Source organism: Pseudomonas anatoliensis (assembly GCF_017976235.1).
GTDB lineage: Bacteria > Pseudomonadota > Gammaproteobacteria > Pseudomonadales > Pseudomonadaceae > Aquipseudomonas > Aquipseudomonas anatoliensis.
Map to the genome: position 1 here is coordinate 229,259 of NZ_JACVHC010000003.1, position 13,753 is coordinate 243,011.

The following is a 13,753-nucleotide window of genomic DNA, read 5'->3' on the forward strand; positions in this document are numbered from 1 at the left end:
AGCTATGGGCTATCTGAGAGTTATCGCGAGAATATTACACCGATAGTCATCTAGCCAGCCTAGGGGTAGGCGCCCCCCTTTCGCCTTCCATCACGCGAGCGCTCGACATTCGTCTTCCAAAGATAATTTCAGGTTCTTCCGCTGGAAGAGCAAAGATAGCTTGGCAATGAGGGGGTTGTTGGAAATATCTGACGCGAGTTTTTTACGGTTTCTTTACGATAGATTTTGTTGCTCACCACGATACTGGCCGCGATTTTTTTAGATCGTCCATGCGCCTAGCTTGCAGTTGGCCCTGGAAAAACGTATTGCCCAAGGATGGCATGCAGTTACCCCCCGCTAATTGAGAGGGCGCCACCTTGAGTGAGACCGCGACCGTTACACACGTAGACTCCCGATCCAAGGCATCAGGGGTGGGCTTGCTCGTCGCTGCTGTAGGTGTGGTTTACGGAGACATTGGCACGAGCCCCCTCTACACGTTGAAAGAGGTTTTTTCCGGGCATTACGGTGTTCAGGTGAATCACGACGGCGTGCTTGGCATTCTGTCGTTGATCTTTTGGTCACTGATCTGGGTAGTCTCGATCAAATACATATTGTTCATTTTGCGTGCCGACAACCAGGGCGAAGGCGGCATCATGGCTTTGACTGCGTTAGCTCGTCGCGCAGCAGCACCTTACCCACACATGAGCAAGATACTGGTTCTACTCGGTCTGTTCGGCGCTGCACTTTTTTACGGGGACAGCATGATCACCCCGGCTATTTCGGTGCTCTCTGCAGTCGAAGGGTTACAGTTAGCATTTGACGGAATCGAGCACTGGGTGGTGCCCATATCAGTAATCGTGCTCCTCGCCCTGTTCTTGATTCAGAAACATGGCACGGCCCGAATCGGCATCCTGTTTGGCCCTGTCATGGTGTTGTGGTTTGTGGTGTTGGGTGCCCTCGGCATCCACGGCATTTTGCAGCGGCCCGAAGTGCTGCAAGCGCTAAACCCTGTTTGGGCAGTGCAGTTCTTTGTTGCTCATCCAGGCATGGGTGTAGCGATTTTGGGCGCCGTCGTGTTGGCATTGACCGGTGCTGAAGCACTGTATGCCGACATGGGCCATTTTGGCCGCAAGCCGATTTCTCGGGCATGGTTCATGTTGGTTTTGCCGGGGCTGGCACTTAATTACTTTGGCCAAGGCGCCTTGATCCTGGAAAACCCCGAGGCTGTGCGCAATCCGTTCTACTTGCTTGCGCCGAGCTGGGCACTGCTGCCGATGGTCGCGCTTTCCACACTGGCGACCATCATCGCTTCTCAAGCCGTGATCTCCGGTGCTTTCTCCCTGACACGCCAGGCCATCCAGCTCGGGTACGTCCCTCGGATGTTCATCCAGCACACCTCCAGCCAAGAGCAGGGGCAGATCTACATCGGCACGGTCAACTGGGCGTTGATGGTCGGTGTAGTGCTGCTGGTGATCGGCTTTGAATCGTCCAGTGCTTTGGCTGCTGCCTATGGGGTCGCTGTGACGGGCACAATGCTGATCACCACTATCTTGTCCTCGGCTGTAGTGCTTCTCCTCTGGAAAACGCCGCGTTGGTTGGCCATCCCATTGCTGCTGGGCTTTCTGCTAGTAGACGGTCTGTATTTCGCGGCCAACGCGCCGAAGATTTTTCAGGGTGGTGCGTTCCCCGTGATAGCTGGCATCGGCCTGTTCATCTTGATGACCACCTGGAAGCGAGGGCGGAAGATTATCGTCGAGCGCTTGGACGAGACCGCACTTCCTCTGCCGTTGTTCATCAGCAGCATCCGTTCGCAGCCACCGCACCGGGTACAAGGGACAGCTGTGTTTTTGACGGCCAGATCTGATGCTGTTCCTCATGCGCTCTTGCACAACCTTCTGCATAACCAGGTACTGCACGAACAGGTGGTTTTGCTCACGGTGGTCTCTGAAGACAGCCCGCGTGTGACTGCTGATCGGCGCTTCGAGGTCGAGGCATACGGCGAGGGGTTTTTCCGAGTTAGCCTGCACTTCGGCTTTATTGAGGAGCCTGACGTGCCTGCAGCCCTTAGTCTTTGTCACTTGAGTGAGCTGAACTTCAGTCCGATGCGTACAACCTACTTCCTTAGCCGCGAGACGGTTATCCCGACCAAGCGTATCGGGATGGCTCGTTGGCGAGAGGGCTTGTTCGCTTTTTTGCTGAAGAACGCCAATAGCAACCTTAAATACTTCAACTTACCGCTGAACCGAGTGATCGAACTGGGTACGCAGGTGGAGATGTAGAGATGAACGAGGTCACTGTTCGGTTAGTAAACTGTCAGCCAAACTTACATTCTGCGCACCGGCGGCTCTAGGATCGCTGACCTCCTGCCGCAGTAACCAACCCGCAAATCAAGCTTGTCAAATCCTCTACAGCAACCGGTTTTCCAAGAGATGCATCAAAACGACCTTCCCCTTGGTATTGCGCACCCTCTATCGCGCCAAAGCTTGTAAGAACAATCGCCGGCAGCGTTGTGTAATCCGGCAGTTACGTAACGCCGCGAGGAATTCATGACCATTCATGTTCGGCAGTCCAATGTGACGTCAATGACCTCAGCATTTAACGGAGGAGGCTTTCACCTTTGCAGGCCTCCTGGATCGGATTCAGACGCTTTGGTTTGATGAGATGGTTGAACGGAAAGCACCTCGTTCGTGCGGGCTGTGTCGAGATTGACTTGATCATTTTCACCAAGAGAGCTGTACTTATCCCGGAGCTTTCGAAGGTCTTTTGACCCCATCTTCTCCAAGCACAACGTCGCATTTTGTGCGTCTTTAGTGGTTCGAATCAACTCGTCGATTTTGAGATGCAAAATGTCATTGTCACGGTTTTGCGTGTTCTGGATCAGAAAAACCATCAGGAAGGTGATGATGGTAGTCGACGTATTGATGATCAGCTGCCATGTATCGTTGTAGTGAAAGTACGGCCCCGTGAGCGCCCAAACTCCGATTAAAACGATGGCCAGTAAAAAGGTTTTCGAGCTGCCTGCCCAGTTGGACAGCGCTTGGCAGAAACGTGCGAATTTCATGATTGCGAACTCTCGTTGAAATCATGAAATAGACAACCCATGCGCTTGAAATACTTTATTACATTATGACCTTTCGTCGGATTCTCCTATCACGTGAATCAGCGTCATCACCTGAAAACCAGGAGAAGTTGGCGGCAGTTCTTCACCCCCCGTAACCTCGTTTGGCTCAAAGGGCCGACAAGGTTAAAACCATACAAGTCTTTGTACGCGATACCTTGACGAAGACCAGTGAGCAGTGAGCAGTGAACAGTGAACAGTGAACAGTGAGGATCTGGTAGGTCACCCGCCGCTACGTCTACGAGCGCAGGTCTTTCTCGCAGGGCTAGGCGCCTCCTCCTACTTTTTCGCTCCGGCATTTACTTTTCGTCAGACATTTTGAACCTAACTCGAAATCGGTCGCTCAACTGGAAAATGTTCGAGGGGTGAGCGAGATGAACGTTTTAAAGAACCAGCTGAAATTTGCACAAGAAACCAAATTACTCGCTTTGGATGCGTGGCATCGTGCCCTAGAAAATCTTGAACTGCGGAGTGAATGCCCAGACGCCTATCACGACGAGCTGCTGCGCCAAACGGATGAAATGGATCGCATGGGAATTCTGAACTGGGATGAATGGCGCGACCTGCGAAGGGAAGCAGACAAGGCGTACTTGCGTGCGGTCGCTGGAGACGATTACCACTGAGGTTATTCAGGCCATGTCCATTGCTAGCGACACTGTCCAGTACCTGCGTGACCACGCATTGGTGATCACAACAGCGGAGTCGTGTACGGCGGGCAAGATCGTCACGCTGTTATCCGAGGTAGAGGGTAGTGGTGAATTTATTGAATGTGGGTACGTCGTTTACTCGCCCCAAGCTAAAGAGCGTCTACTCCATGTCAGCCCTCAAACTATCGAAACCTTCAACCTCACCAGCGTCGAGGTGGCTAGAGAAATGGCTACGGGGGCCTTGCGAGATAGCACCGCAAATGTCGCAATCGCAACTACCGGTATACTGGGGCCGGACGATGTGGATGGCATCCCTGCAGGCACAATCTGTTTTGCTTGGGCGTTTCAGGCGGATGATGACTGCCATATCTTCAGTCATGAACACAGGTTCTTCGGAGGACGTTGTCAGGTGCAGGCAGAGGCGACGGAATATGCGTTGCAGTGGCTACCGCATTTTCATCGTCGTGCGCACGCTGGCGAGAAGGCTGAAGCCTGATGAACGAAGACTCCGATAACGCAGACCTGAGAAGCCGTGAACATCCGATTCGCGAGGATATGACCTACCAATTGAAAGTCTGGCGTTTCGAGCGCGTTGGCTGGTACGTATTGGTTTTAGTCGTTTTGATGGGCTTGATGGGTGTCTTTTCCAGAGGCCTGCTCAGTTCAAGAGATGTCCGCAGTGAGGACGGTAAAGTCAGAGTGGAATATGAAATGTTCCATCGCAATGGCTCGACAAATTCGATGAAAATCACTTTGCGTTCGACGCCAGATTCTCAGGCAGAGCTGGAGCTCGCGGGTCAGCTATTGGAGGGCTTCAGTATCGAAACCCTACAACCCGAACCTCTGCGCTCAAGAAGTTCTTCAAAGGGCATCAGGCTCTGGCTACAGACCGACCTTGATGGTCAAGCGACGCTATATATCACTCTGCGAGGGGATGGCCTTGGCTTCTACCGCAGTCAAGTCTCTTCACCGGGCACCAATGGCATAAAACTTGTGCAGTTCATTTTCCCTTAGGTGATTTATGGATTCGGTTTTGCGTGCTGGTGCGATGTATGTGGCCCTCATGGTGCTCTTCAAGATCGCTGGGCGGCGCTCCTTGGCGGAACTGACAACGTTCGATTTCATTCTGTTACTGATGATCGGTGAGGCGACTCAGCAAGCCCTACTGGGCGATGATTTTTCGCTCACTAATTCTGTGATCGTCATCGTCACACTTGTCGCCATCGATGTTGGCTTGTCCCTTCTCAAACAGCGCTCGCGGTGGATCTCACGACTGATTGATGGCGAGCCGACCATAATCGTCGAGAACGGAAAACTTCTCCACGAACGCCTGCGTCGTGCGCGTTTGCTAGAAGCGGATGTGATGGAGGCTGCACGTTCCAGCCAAGGCATTGAGACGCTGGAAGAGATCAAGTTCGCAATCCTAGAGCGCAACGGCAAGATCTCCGTCATTGCCCGAGAAGACTGAATCGCGTGAGTCAATATGGACTTGTGGAATTACTTGAACACCTCTGGACTCGGGGGGCCTAAGCATTATCAATCTGAGGAGGGCTTAACCATGTCGGAAGCTACCAGCTATTTTGCAATTGCCGTCGCGGTGATCATTTTACTCGTTGATCTGTGGGCTATCGTAAGCGTGTTTCGAAGCGACAAGGCGGTGGGAGTCAAAGCCGGTTGGGCTATCGGGCTCATCATCTTCCCAGTCATTGGTCTAATCGTTTGGGGTGTTGCGGGGCCTCGTGGGATCAAGGAAGGCCCCTCGTCGCCAGAACACAGCAAAGGTTAGTCACTATCCGTTTGTCGTTCGCGCTGAAGGTTTTTGAAATTAACCCTGGCGCACTTGATTCAGATGTTTGTGGGCTGGCATTCGGTCTATCACCGAGTGAACCGCAGCCCTTATTCGCCTGAGGAGAATGTCATGTTCCTACATAACAAACGACTTCAATACACCGTGCGGGTTGCCCAGCCAAATCCTGGCTTAGCTAATTTATTACTAGAGCAGTTTGGGGGAGCTCAGGGCGAGCTCGCAGCGGCTTCCCGCTACTTCACCCAAGCCTTGGCAGAAGATGATCCAGGCAGAAAAGATCTGCTTATGGATATCGCCACCGAGGAGCTCAGTCACCTTGAGATCGTCGGGTCGATCATCGTGATGTTGAACAAAGGCGCCAAGGGACGAATGGCCGAAGGTGTCGAGGAGGAAGGCGAGCTATACCGCGCCATCAACGGAGCTGGTAACGACTCTCACATCACGAGTCTGTTGTATGGCGCAGGAGCTCCTTTGACTAACTCGGCTGGCGTACCTTGGTCGGCAGCTTACGTCGATACCATCGGCGAACCCACAGCAGACATGCGCTCGAATATCGCCGCCGAGTCGAGAGCGAAGATTGTTTACGAACGTTTGATGAATGTCACCGACGATCCCGGTGTGAAAGAAGCCTTGGGATTTCTGATGACGCGTGAAATCGCCCACCAGTTGTCTTTCGAAAAAGCACTGCACGCCATCCAACCAAATTTCCCTCAGGGCAAACTGCCGGGCATGCCGGAGTTCACCAACGTCTACTTCAACATGTCACAGGGCGAAGGCAGCACTCGCGGCCCTTGGAACGAAGGGGACGATTGGAACTTCGTGGAAGATCCGACGCCAGCAGTGGATGGTGGAGATGGCACCGCCTCAGTGCAATTGAGCGCTGAGGACGAGGCGCTGCTGATGGATATGAAAGCCCGGACAATGTCCGACCCAGACAGCAACCCGATCACGGGTGCAGATTTAGGGGCCGGGGCACAAGGCGAACCACAACCTTGAGAAGTGACCGCACGCCCTCTGGCGTGCGGTTTTCCATGTGACTCGGAGGGATTCACACCATGGTTATCAAAAAAACTACCCATCAAAATCTAACCGTTCCTGAGATGTTCTACTCCACTTACGTCGCTTTTGAACGTGACGCCCAACGCGTATCCAGGCAGTTCCTGCTGTCGCTTTCCGTATCTACTGAAAAGTACGACTCGAAGAAATAGGAGGTAGCATGCCCGAGCCGTTGACCTCATCAGGCGCACCGCCTCGCTCCTGGTTCACCCGATTCTCAGGAACTGGATGGGGCGGGCGCGCCTTCTGGTCAATCTTAATTTGTGTAACATTTTTCCTACTCATCTGCGGGTATGGCGCCTTTGTCGGCGCTAACAAACAAAATCTGCACTTTGCTTTTCTCGGTGGCATGTCAGGTTTCGCGGCGACGGCCATGGGAGCTGTCATAGCGATTGCGTTACGAGACATCGCCGCCCGCACACAAGACACAATGCTGGGCTTCGCCGCCGGCATGATGCTGGCCGCCAGTTCATTCTCGCTCATTCTCCCAGGGATCGAAGCAGCTCAAGCTCTCTGCGGAAACCAGCTACTCGCAGCATGTGTAGTTGTGGCGGGATTGGGATTGGGCGTAGCGCTGATGGTTGGCCTTGATCGTTTCGTCCCTCACGAACACGAGAAAAGCGGACGCCGGGGGCCGGACGCCCAGCGTATCAATCGTGTTTGGTTGTTCGTGCTGGCAATCACCCTGCATAACCTACCGGAAGGCATGGCCATTGGAGTGAGCTTCGCCAACGGCGATATGAAGGTCGGACTGCCACTGACCACTGCCATTGCCATTCAAGACATTCCCGAAGGTCTGGCAGTTGCCTTGGCATTACGCGTAACAGGCATCTCTGCGCTCCGCGCGGCGCTTATCGCGGTGGGCTCGGGGTTGATGGAACCTATTGGCGCCATCGTCGGATTGGGCATTTCCAGCAGCTTCGCATTGGGCTATCCCATAGCCCTCGGCTTGGCAGCGGGAGCCATGATTTTTGTGGTGTCTCATGAGGTCATTCCGGAGACTCATCGCAATGGTCATGAGACCCCGGCGACCTTAGGACTGATGCTCGGATTTGGCGTGATGATGTTCCTCGATACCGCTTTGGGTTAGCGACAAGCCTTTTATCCGTAACCTTGAAAATTTTCGGAACACCTTTTAAATCAGGCTGGTCAGTTTTTATGCACGGCAAATTTTGCATGCATGTTGATCCAACGCGGACGCTTACCAGGCGCCGTTAATGCTGACCAGAAGGAAGTTTAGAAATGGCTAGAAAAACTGTCGAAGACTTGTTTATCCATGAACTCTCTGATGTTTACAGTGCGGAAAAGCAGATCACCAAAGCCTTGCCGCGCTTGGCGAAAGCGGCGACCAATCCATTGTTGGCTGATGCCTTTACCTCACACTTGGAAGAAACCCAAGGCCAGATTGAGCGCATCGATCAACTGGTCGAGCTGACCGGTATCAAGCTGAAGCGCATGAAGTGCGTGGCCATGGAGGGGCTCGTCGAAGAGTCGAAAGAGCTGCTGGAAGAAATCGACAAAGGCGCCGTACTCGACGCCGCACTAATCGGTGCGGCTCAAAAGGTGGAGCACTATGAAATTGCTGCCTACGGCACCCTCATAGCAATGGCAAAGCATCTAAAGCTCGACGACGCGGCTGCTTTATTAGCAGCAACACTTGCTGAAGAAAAAGGTGCGGACGAGAAGCTGTCCAAGATTGCCGAACAAGGTGGTAATCAAGCAGCGACCATGGAATCTAAATAAAGGGTATCAGCAAACGTGCTGGTCGACGAAAAGGTGAGGTTGCGTCGACCAGCCTGGATAGGGAAATTTTTATCAACCGCAGAGCCATGGTGCTGAATTTTGCTAATGAACTCCAGAACTGCCAAGCAGGAGGAAACGATGATTGATGAATCGTTAATTCGCGAAAGGGCGTACGCACTCTGGGTAAAAGATGCTTGCCCAGAGGATGCTGATCTTTTTTATTGGTTTCTTGCCCGAGAGCAGCTCGAAACAGTGCTCAGGCGAACTCCCTTCGAAGAAGATGGATGCAAAGGAAATAATGAATTTTTTAGTGAAAAAACCAAGTCCGAGAATCAAGTAAACTTACGTTCTAGGAAGCGAGAGTCGGCGTGAGGACAGGCTCAACCAAACTGATACAAACCATTCGATGTCATGTAAATCATGGTGTGGATTAAGCGGGTGCGGGCTACGGCCATTTTTGAAACTAACCATAAACGGAAAGGACGAGAACCCTCGATAAAATCCAGAGTTTCGTCCTTGATACGTAATTTCGGTCTAGGTAGTCAGAACACTTACGCTATCGTCGGTCTCCGGTTTAGATACATGATTAGATCCGGGAGTCAGAATCACCTTTCGGCAATCCTCCTCTTTTTTATCGAAAATTTTATATCCCTCGGCGGCCTGTTCCAGTGACATGCGATGGCTGATGATGACTTCCGGTGAAAGACGACCTGTTTCGATATGGTCGAGGAGCTCAGGTAGGAAGCGATGCACATGAGTCTGACCCATTTTGAAGGTCAGCCCCTTGTCAAATGCGTCTCCGAACAGGAAGCCATGGATGAACCCAGAATAGACGCCTGGTACGCTCACAACGCCTCCGCGTCTGACTGCAGCGATACACTGACGTAAAGCTTTACCGCTGCTTCCCTCAAGCTTGAGTGTCGCGAGAATGGTTTCCGTCGTACTACCTTTTGCTTCAAACCCAACCGCATCCACCACGCCATCAACTCCCCGCATTCCTTTGGTTTGCCGAATGATCGTATCTGCAGGATCGTCGTCCTCATCGAAGTTGATCGGAATTACACCATATGTTTTCTGCGCGTAAGCCAAGCGGTAAGGATGGTGATCGACCATAAAAATTTGGTCGGCACCGAGCATCCTTGCACACGCCGCGCTCAACAATCCGACGGGGCCTGCACCGTAGATGGCGATGCTTGAGCCGTTACCAATCCCTGCGTTCGTTACAGCCTGATAAGCAGTTGGAAGGATGTCTGAAAGGAAAAGAACCTTTTCATCCGACAGCGTCCCCGGCACTTTGAACGGCCCGGTGTTGGCTTTCGGTACGCGCACGTATTCGGCTTGCCCGCCAGCCACACCGCCATACATATGACTGAAGCCGAACAGCGCGGCTCCTGGTGGTATCGCCTTTTTATTTATGATCGCTCCGCGCCCCGTATTTGTTGTTTCGCAGGCCGCAAACAGATCCATCGCGCAGAAGAAACAGCTGCCGCAGGCGATTACAAAGGGAATTACCACGCGGTCGCCTGGTTGTACGGCGGTGACCGCTGAGCCTGCCTCTTCGACGATCCCCATGAACTCATGCCCGAAGATATCGCCATGCTCGACAGTTGGAATCTTTCCTCGATAGAGATGGAGGTCAGATCCGCATATCGCCGTCGCGGTAACTCGAAGAATGATGTCATCACTTTCCTCGATAACCGGATCGGGAACCGTGTCGACTTTGACGCTATGCGCGCCGTGATAGGTGAGTGCTCTCATAACGTCTTACCTACTTTAGCTGGATGGTAAGTGGGAGAGGAGGATCGAGGAAAGTAAGTTCACAGTGATATCGACGCAAATGACTAGCGGTCGCCTATGTTGGTACGTTCGTAATTTTTTAAACCTAATGGAGCGGAAGTGGGTCGACTGCAGGAGTCGGTAACTCAGGTAGTCGGAGGTGACGTTAATGATCGGTGTTGTCATACCTGCCCACAATGAAGAGCATCACATCTCTGCGTGTCTAACATCTGTTCTGTCCGCCGCTGCACATCCTGCATTGGCAGGCCAGCCAGTCTCCGTAGTCGTCGTTTTAGATGATTGCTCTGATCAGACCGGACAGATCGTTGCAGCACACGGTGTCAGCGGGATCGAGGTTTCTTTCCAGAACGTGGGCAAGGCGAGAGCAACCGGTGCAGATCATCTTCTGGCCGCTGGCGCGAAGTGGCTTGCCTTCACCGATGCTGACACCGTAGTCCCACATGATTGGCTGGCGCGTCAGATTGGGTTCAAAGCTGATGCAGTTTGTGGAACAGTCGAGGTGGATAGCTGGAATATCCATGGAGACCTGGTTCGCTCAAAGTACATGGAGCTTTACCAGTTCATCGAGAATCACCGGCACATCCACGGAGCTAACCTTGGCTTGAGTGCCGATGCCTATCGGAACGCAGGTGGGTTCCAGCATCTCACTGCACACGAAGATGTCCATTTGGTCGCTGACCTTAAGAGGATCGGTGCTCATATCGTTTGGACAGCAACGAATCCGGTCATCACCAGCGCCCGCAAGGATTACAAATGTCGTGGAGGGTTTGGAGAGTATCTGGTCAATCTGGGTGCCTCACTGGGATTGCCTGCACTTGATCCACAGCTTAGCGCCGGCGTCTCTCTTTAAAAAAGCGCCGTCTGCAGGAGGGAACAAGTTGGAGTACATCGATTACCTGCAATGGCCAGCCATGGTAGTGACGGTAGCCTCAGCCTGGTTCATCGGGTCGCAACGAGCGTACCGTCGCATGATCGCCTTTTGGGGATTTATCACCAGTAATGCGCTTTGGGTGATCTGGGGGCTTCACGCTGATGCCTATGCCCTGATACTTCTCGAGTGCATCCTTTTGGGGATGAATGCGCGTGGCTTCAAGAAGAATTTCGATGGTCAACGCCAGACCTAAGAGTGCTCTTTTTCTTTACCCTTCGAATTTTTCTTGAGCCCTCGAAGGTTCATCAGGAAAAGACAAACCTGTAATACGATCAATGCATACGCGCCTGCGTAAAATCCCCAAATCACCCACAAAACGTTGCTCACACTGAAGCATACAAATCCGATCATCCGCCGTCTTGGCCGCTGCGATCCGATTAGCCATGCGGCGAGAACGGTAACAACCATTGCTGGCCATTGAACCCAATCCAGATAAGCCAATTTATCCCCCGTTACAGTTCAGTGAAAAGATTCGATATCGATGTCACCCTATTCAATCGGGCTTTTGATGGTTGGATGAAGTTTTCGATTTGCCGAGAATGTAGCAAGGATGAAGATGACCATTGGGATGGGTTGTGACGACCACAGATATCAATGACCAGCCCTCGTGAAGCTTTAGGTTTGCTTCGTTGGCTGATAGCACTTCCATGACTTGGATTGTGTCGGAAATATGCATTTCGTCTATCTCAAATCGTAGGGGGTCAAATATTAGGCGTCGCACAAGAGGAAGGGTTCCTTTATTGGTGCCTCGCTCAGTTGGATCATTCGCGCTAGCGCCGGGTCTACATTGACATTATTTGAAGGTTGATCAAGTGAGCAAAATCATCAGCGCACATGACTTACAAATTGACCTTCAAAGTGCGAACGAACCCGGTTTCTTCAAATGGCTGATCGCCAGTTTCCTGATGGGCAAAAGAATCCAGGGGCCGATTGCCGCCAAGGCGTACCAGGTGATCGTCGTGAAACACCATCGAGATACGCCGCACAAATTGGCGAGTTGCACTCACCGCCAGTTGGTCATGATGCTTGGTGAGGCTCACTACGTCCGTTACGACGAGACCACCGCGTCGCGGTTATTGGCATTGGCTAACAAGATGAATGCTGAATATCACGGCAAGGTCAGCAACATCGTCGCGGCAAGCGCAGATCGTAAGGCCTTCGAAAAGCGGCTATCTGAATTTGAAGGGATTGGGCCGAAAACCATTGAGATTTTTATGAGGGAAGCAGCTGCATTGCTCTTCAGACCCTCCTGCTAACTCTTATCTACACTGCCTCCCAGTTGCGTGCAGCATGGAGAAATCATGGCAAACCACAGGCTAACCACGCAGGGCTTGCAGTTGAACGTTTCGATCTGCGGTCAGGGCTCGCCGCTGCTTTTGCTCAATGGTCTGGGTGGCTTGATTCGTACCTTCGATTCGCTGCGCGATGAACTGGACAACTTCATGACCATCACGCTGGACGTGCCAGGGGTCGGCAAGTCGCAAATGCCCCGTTGGCCCATTCGCCTGCCACGCCATGCCGACGTGATTGCAGAGATGCTCCAGCAATTGGGAATCGACCAGGTCGATGTGTTCGGGGTGAGTTGGGGAGGTGCATTGGCTCAAGAATTCGCTCTTCGTTACCCTAGCATGGTACGCAGGCTGATCCTCGCGGCAACCTCTCCCGGCCCAGTGCTGTTGATGAAGCCTGCTGACGTTATGGATTTTTTCCGTACGAGTAAAAACGCCAAAATGCGCGAGCAAGATAGCTCCCGCAATTCAATTCACACATTGCTGCGGTTCGGTGTGATGAAAGGCAGGCTCTCTGTTAATCCGCAAACCTACTATTTCCAGCTCGCAGCCTTGATCGGATGGACAAGCCTGCTTCGGTTGTCCCGGCTTCCTCAACGCACGCTGGTTCTTACCGGCGACCGCGATCCGTTAATACAGGCATACAACGCCCATATCCTGCGCCGCACAATTCGACGTTCAGAACTTCGCATTCTGAAGGGAGAGGGGCACTTCTTTGTGGTGACCAGCGCTAGCCGAACTGCCGTCTTGATCCGTGAATTTCTTAGCCGGCGGTATGAGGATGAAGAGATGGCACCGAGGTTCGCAAACCGAAACGCCAAGGCTAGCCTGGAGCGCACCTAGGTCAGTTAATCCGCTCGTTAACGTCGTTGTGGGGGGGGGGCGCACACGCAGTCGTAGGCAGCATTAGTTTCTTCGCCAATCCTTTCAAACTCTCCAGTTCGACGATGGTCAACCTTACTAGCTGTTGTCGATTAATCATGTCGAGGTGATCCATGGATAACTACCACATCACGAAAAAAGAAAACGCTTGGGAGCTTGTCAAAGAGGGCTCGCAACGTGCCTCCAAAACGGCCTCTACGAAAGCGGAAATCACTGAAATAGCCAGCGAGTTTTTGCAAGGTAAAACAGCCTCTTTGAAAATCCACAAAGAGGATGGGACGATTCAAGAGGAACGTACCTTTCCTCGTGCCGCTGACCCTAGGAAAACAAAAGGCTGAGTCGAATACTAAACAATGGGCGGCTGTGGAGAAGACTTTCGATCCTTATCAAGGACGTCAGTTTTATCAGGAGTTCGCTTTCCATTCCCGCCAGCGCATGTCTCACCACAGGAACTCTTCAATGGTAATTGCATGTCTAGGATGGGGATCTCTGATTTGGAAACCT

18 protein-coding genes are annotated in these 13,753 nt (G+C 52.4%); 15 read left to right on the plus strand and 3 right to left on the minus strand.

Going from position 1 to position 13,753, the window contains the following annotated elements:
* Positions 1–356 precede the first annotated feature (356 nt).
* Complete coding sequence (locus ICA16_RS10475; RefSeq protein WP_210700564.1) at positions 357–2,258, plus strand: potassium transporter Kup; 1,902 nt, start codon at positions 357–359, stop codon at positions 2,256–2,258.
* Between the two features lie 332 nt (positions 2,259–2,590).
* Here the strand turns inward: ICA16_RS10475 and ICA16_RS10480 are convergent, their stop codons facing one another.
* Positions 2,591–3,040, minus strand: coding sequence for a low affinity iron permease family protein (locus tag ICA16_RS10480; RefSeq protein ID WP_228734164.1), 450 nt, complete (start codon positions 3,038–3,040; stop codon positions 2,591–2,593).
* 431 nt (positions 3,041–3,471) lie between these two features.
* On the opposite strand from ICA16_RS10480, the gene ICA16_RS10485 reads away from it, so the two are divergent.
* The 9 genes from ICA16_RS10485 to ICA16_RS10525 all read left to right on the plus strand — a co-directional run bounded on the left by ICA16_RS10485 (position 3,472) and on the right by ICA16_RS10525 (position 8,722).
* Positions 3,472–3,720 (plus strand): hypothetical protein, encoded by a 249-nt coding sequence (locus ICA16_RS10485; RefSeq protein ID WP_210700565.1) that lies wholly within the window; start codon positions 3,472–3,474, stop codon positions 3,718–3,720.
* 13 nt (positions 3,721–3,733) lie between these two features.
* Positions 3,734–4,240, plus strand: coding sequence for a CinA family protein (locus tag ICA16_RS10490; RefSeq protein ID WP_210700566.1), 507 nt, complete (start codon positions 3,734–3,736; stop codon positions 4,238–4,240).
* Positions 4,240–4,758: a hypothetical protein gene (locus ICA16_RS10495; protein WP_210700567.1), complete on the plus strand. Its 519-nt coding sequence runs from the start codon at positions 4,240–4,242 to the stop codon at positions 4,756–4,758. Before ICA16_RS10490 ends, ICA16_RS10495 begins: the two co-directional genes overlap by 1 nt.
* Before the next feature lie 7 nt (positions 4,759–4,765).
* On the plus strand, positions 4,766–5,212 hold the full coding sequence (locus ICA16_RS10500; protein ID WP_210700568.1) for a DUF421 domain-containing protein: 447 nt from the start codon (positions 4,766–4,768) through the stop codon (positions 5,210–5,212).
* 90 nt (positions 5,213–5,302) lie between these two features.
* Positions 5,303–5,530, plus strand: coding sequence for a PLD nuclease N-terminal domain-containing protein (locus ICA16_RS10505; protein WP_210700569.1), 228 nt, complete (start codon positions 5,303–5,305; stop codon positions 5,528–5,530).
* A gap of 132 nt (positions 5,531–5,662) precedes the next feature.
* Positions 5,663–6,547: a manganese catalase family protein gene (locus ICA16_RS10510; RefSeq protein WP_210700791.1), complete on the plus strand. Its 885-nt coding sequence runs from the start codon at positions 5,663–5,665 to the stop codon at positions 6,545–6,547.
* Positions 6,548–6,767: 220 nt separating this feature from the next.
* The gene (locus ICA16_RS10515; RefSeq protein WP_210700570.1) at positions 6,768–7,697 is read left to right on the plus strand and encodes a ZIP family metal transporter; all 930 of its coding nucleotides are present in this window, start codon (positions 6,768–6,770) and stop codon (positions 7,695–7,697) included.
* Positions 7,698–7,849: 152 nt separating this feature from the next.
* Positions 7,850–8,350, plus strand: a complete 501-nt coding sequence (locus ICA16_RS10520; RefSeq protein WP_210700571.1) for a YciE/YciF ferroxidase family protein — start codon at positions 7,850–7,852, stop codon at positions 8,348–8,350.
* Positions 8,351–8,488: 138 nt separating this feature from the next.
* Positions 8,489–8,722, plus strand: coding sequence for a DUF2934 domain-containing protein (locus ICA16_RS10525; RefSeq protein ID WP_210700572.1), 234 nt, complete (start codon positions 8,489–8,491; stop codon positions 8,720–8,722).
* A gap of 162 nt (positions 8,723–8,884) precedes the next feature.
* Here ICA16_RS10525 and ICA16_RS10530 read toward each other — a convergent pair whose 3' ends face one another.
* Positions 8,885–10,108 carry a zinc-dependent alcohol dehydrogenase gene (locus ICA16_RS10530; protein ID WP_210700573.1) on the minus strand — a complete coding sequence of 408 codons (1,224 nt, stop codon included), beginning with the start codon at positions 10,106–10,108 and terminating at the stop codon, positions 8,885–8,887.
* Positions 10,109–10,295: 187 nt separating this feature from the next.
* Here ICA16_RS10530 and ICA16_RS10535 point away from each other — a divergent pair, with 187 nt between their 5' ends.
* Complete coding sequence (locus ICA16_RS10535; RefSeq protein WP_210700792.1) at positions 10,296–10,997, plus strand: glycosyltransferase family 2 protein; 702 nt, start codon at positions 10,296–10,298, stop codon at positions 10,995–10,997.
* A gap of 61 nt (positions 10,998–11,058) precedes the next feature.
* A complete protein-coding gene (locus ICA16_RS10540; RefSeq protein ID WP_414704741.1) occupies positions 11,059–11,271 on the plus strand; it encodes a hypothetical protein in 213 nt (70 codons plus the stop codon).
* On the opposite strand, the gene ICA16_RS10545 is transcribed toward ICA16_RS10540, so the two are convergent.
* Positions 11,268–11,519: a YgjV family protein gene (locus ICA16_RS10545; RefSeq protein ID WP_210700575.1), complete on the minus strand. Its 252-nt coding sequence runs from the start codon at positions 11,517–11,519 to the stop codon at positions 11,268–11,270. The genes ICA16_RS10540 and ICA16_RS10545 overlap by 4 nt on opposite strands.
* 371 nt (positions 11,520–11,890) lie before the next feature.
* On the opposite strand from ICA16_RS10545, the gene ICA16_RS10550 reads away from it, so the two are divergent.
* The 3 genes from ICA16_RS10550 (at position 11,891) to ICA16_RS10560 (ending at position 13,587) form a co-directional block, all read left to right on the plus strand.
* A complete protein-coding gene (locus ICA16_RS10550) occupies positions 11,891–12,334 on the plus strand; it encodes a DNA methylase (protein WP_210700576.1) in 444 nt (147 codons plus the stop codon).
* Between the two features lie 45 nt (positions 12,335–12,379).
* Positions 12,380–13,210, plus strand: coding sequence for an alpha/beta fold hydrolase (locus ICA16_RS10555; protein WP_210700577.1), 831 nt, complete (start codon positions 12,380–12,382; stop codon positions 13,208–13,210).
* A gap of 152 nt (positions 13,211–13,362) precedes the next feature.
* A complete protein-coding gene (locus tag ICA16_RS10560; protein ID WP_210700578.1) occupies positions 13,363–13,587 on the plus strand; it encodes a DUF2188 domain-containing protein in 225 nt (74 codons plus the stop codon).
* The last annotated feature ends 166 nt before the right edge of the window (positions 13,588–13,753 follow it).

Excerpts from the sequence above, each read along its gene's own strand:
- ICA16_RS10480 (WP_228734164.1), bottom strand. The coding sequence starts at position 3,040 with ATGAAATTCGCACGTTTCTGCCAAGCGCTGTCCAACTGGGCAGGCAGC.
- ICA16_RS10485 (WP_210700565.1), top strand. The coding sequence starts at position 3,472 with ATGAACGTTTTAAAGAACCAGCTGAAATTTGCACAAGAAACCAAATTA.
- ICA16_RS10490 (WP_210700566.1), top strand. The coding sequence starts at position 3,734 with ATGTCCATTGCTAGCGACACTGTCCAGTACCTGCGTGACCACGCATTG.
- ICA16_RS10495 (WP_210700567.1), top strand. The coding sequence starts at position 4,240 with ATGAACGAAGACTCCGATAACGCAGACCTGAGAAGCCGTGAACATCCG.
- ICA16_RS10500 (WP_210700568.1), top strand. The coding sequence starts at position 4,766 with ATGGATTCGGTTTTGCGTGCTGGTGCGATGTATGTGGCCCTCATGGTG.
- ICA16_RS10505 (WP_210700569.1), top strand. The coding sequence starts at position 5,303 with ATGTCGGAAGCTACCAGCTATTTTGCAATTGCCGTCGCGGTGATCATT.
- ICA16_RS10510 (WP_210700791.1), top strand. The coding sequence starts at position 5,663 with ATGTTCCTACATAACAAACGACTTCAATACACCGTGCGGGTTGCCCAG.
- ICA16_RS10515 (WP_210700570.1), top strand. The coding sequence starts at position 6,768 with ATGCCCGAGCCGTTGACCTCATCAGGCGCACCGCCTCGCTCCTGGTTC.
- ICA16_RS10520 (WP_210700571.1), top strand. The coding sequence starts at position 7,850 with ATGGCTAGAAAAACTGTCGAAGACTTGTTTATCCATGAACTCTCTGAT.
- ICA16_RS10525 (WP_210700572.1), top strand. The coding sequence starts at position 8,489 with ATGATTGATGAATCGTTAATTCGCGAAAGGGCGTACGCACTCTGGGTA.
- ICA16_RS10530 (WP_210700573.1), bottom strand. The coding sequence starts at position 10,108 with ATGAGAGCACTCACCTATCACGGCGCGCATAGCGTCAAAGTCGACACG.
- ICA16_RS10535 (WP_210700792.1), top strand. The coding sequence starts at position 10,296 with ATGATCGGTGTTGTCATACCTGCCCACAATGAAGAGCATCACATCTCT.
- ICA16_RS10540 (WP_414704741.1), top strand. The coding sequence starts at position 11,059 with ATGGTAGTGACGGTAGCCTCAGCCTGGTTCATCGGGTCGCAACGAGCG.
- ICA16_RS10555 (WP_210700577.1), top strand. The coding sequence starts at position 12,380 with ATGGCAAACCACAGGCTAACCACGCAGGGCTTGCAGTTGAACGTTTCG.
- ICA16_RS10560 (WP_210700578.1), top strand. The coding sequence starts at position 13,363 with ATGGATAACTACCACATCACGAAAAAAGAAAACGCTTGGGAGCTTGTC.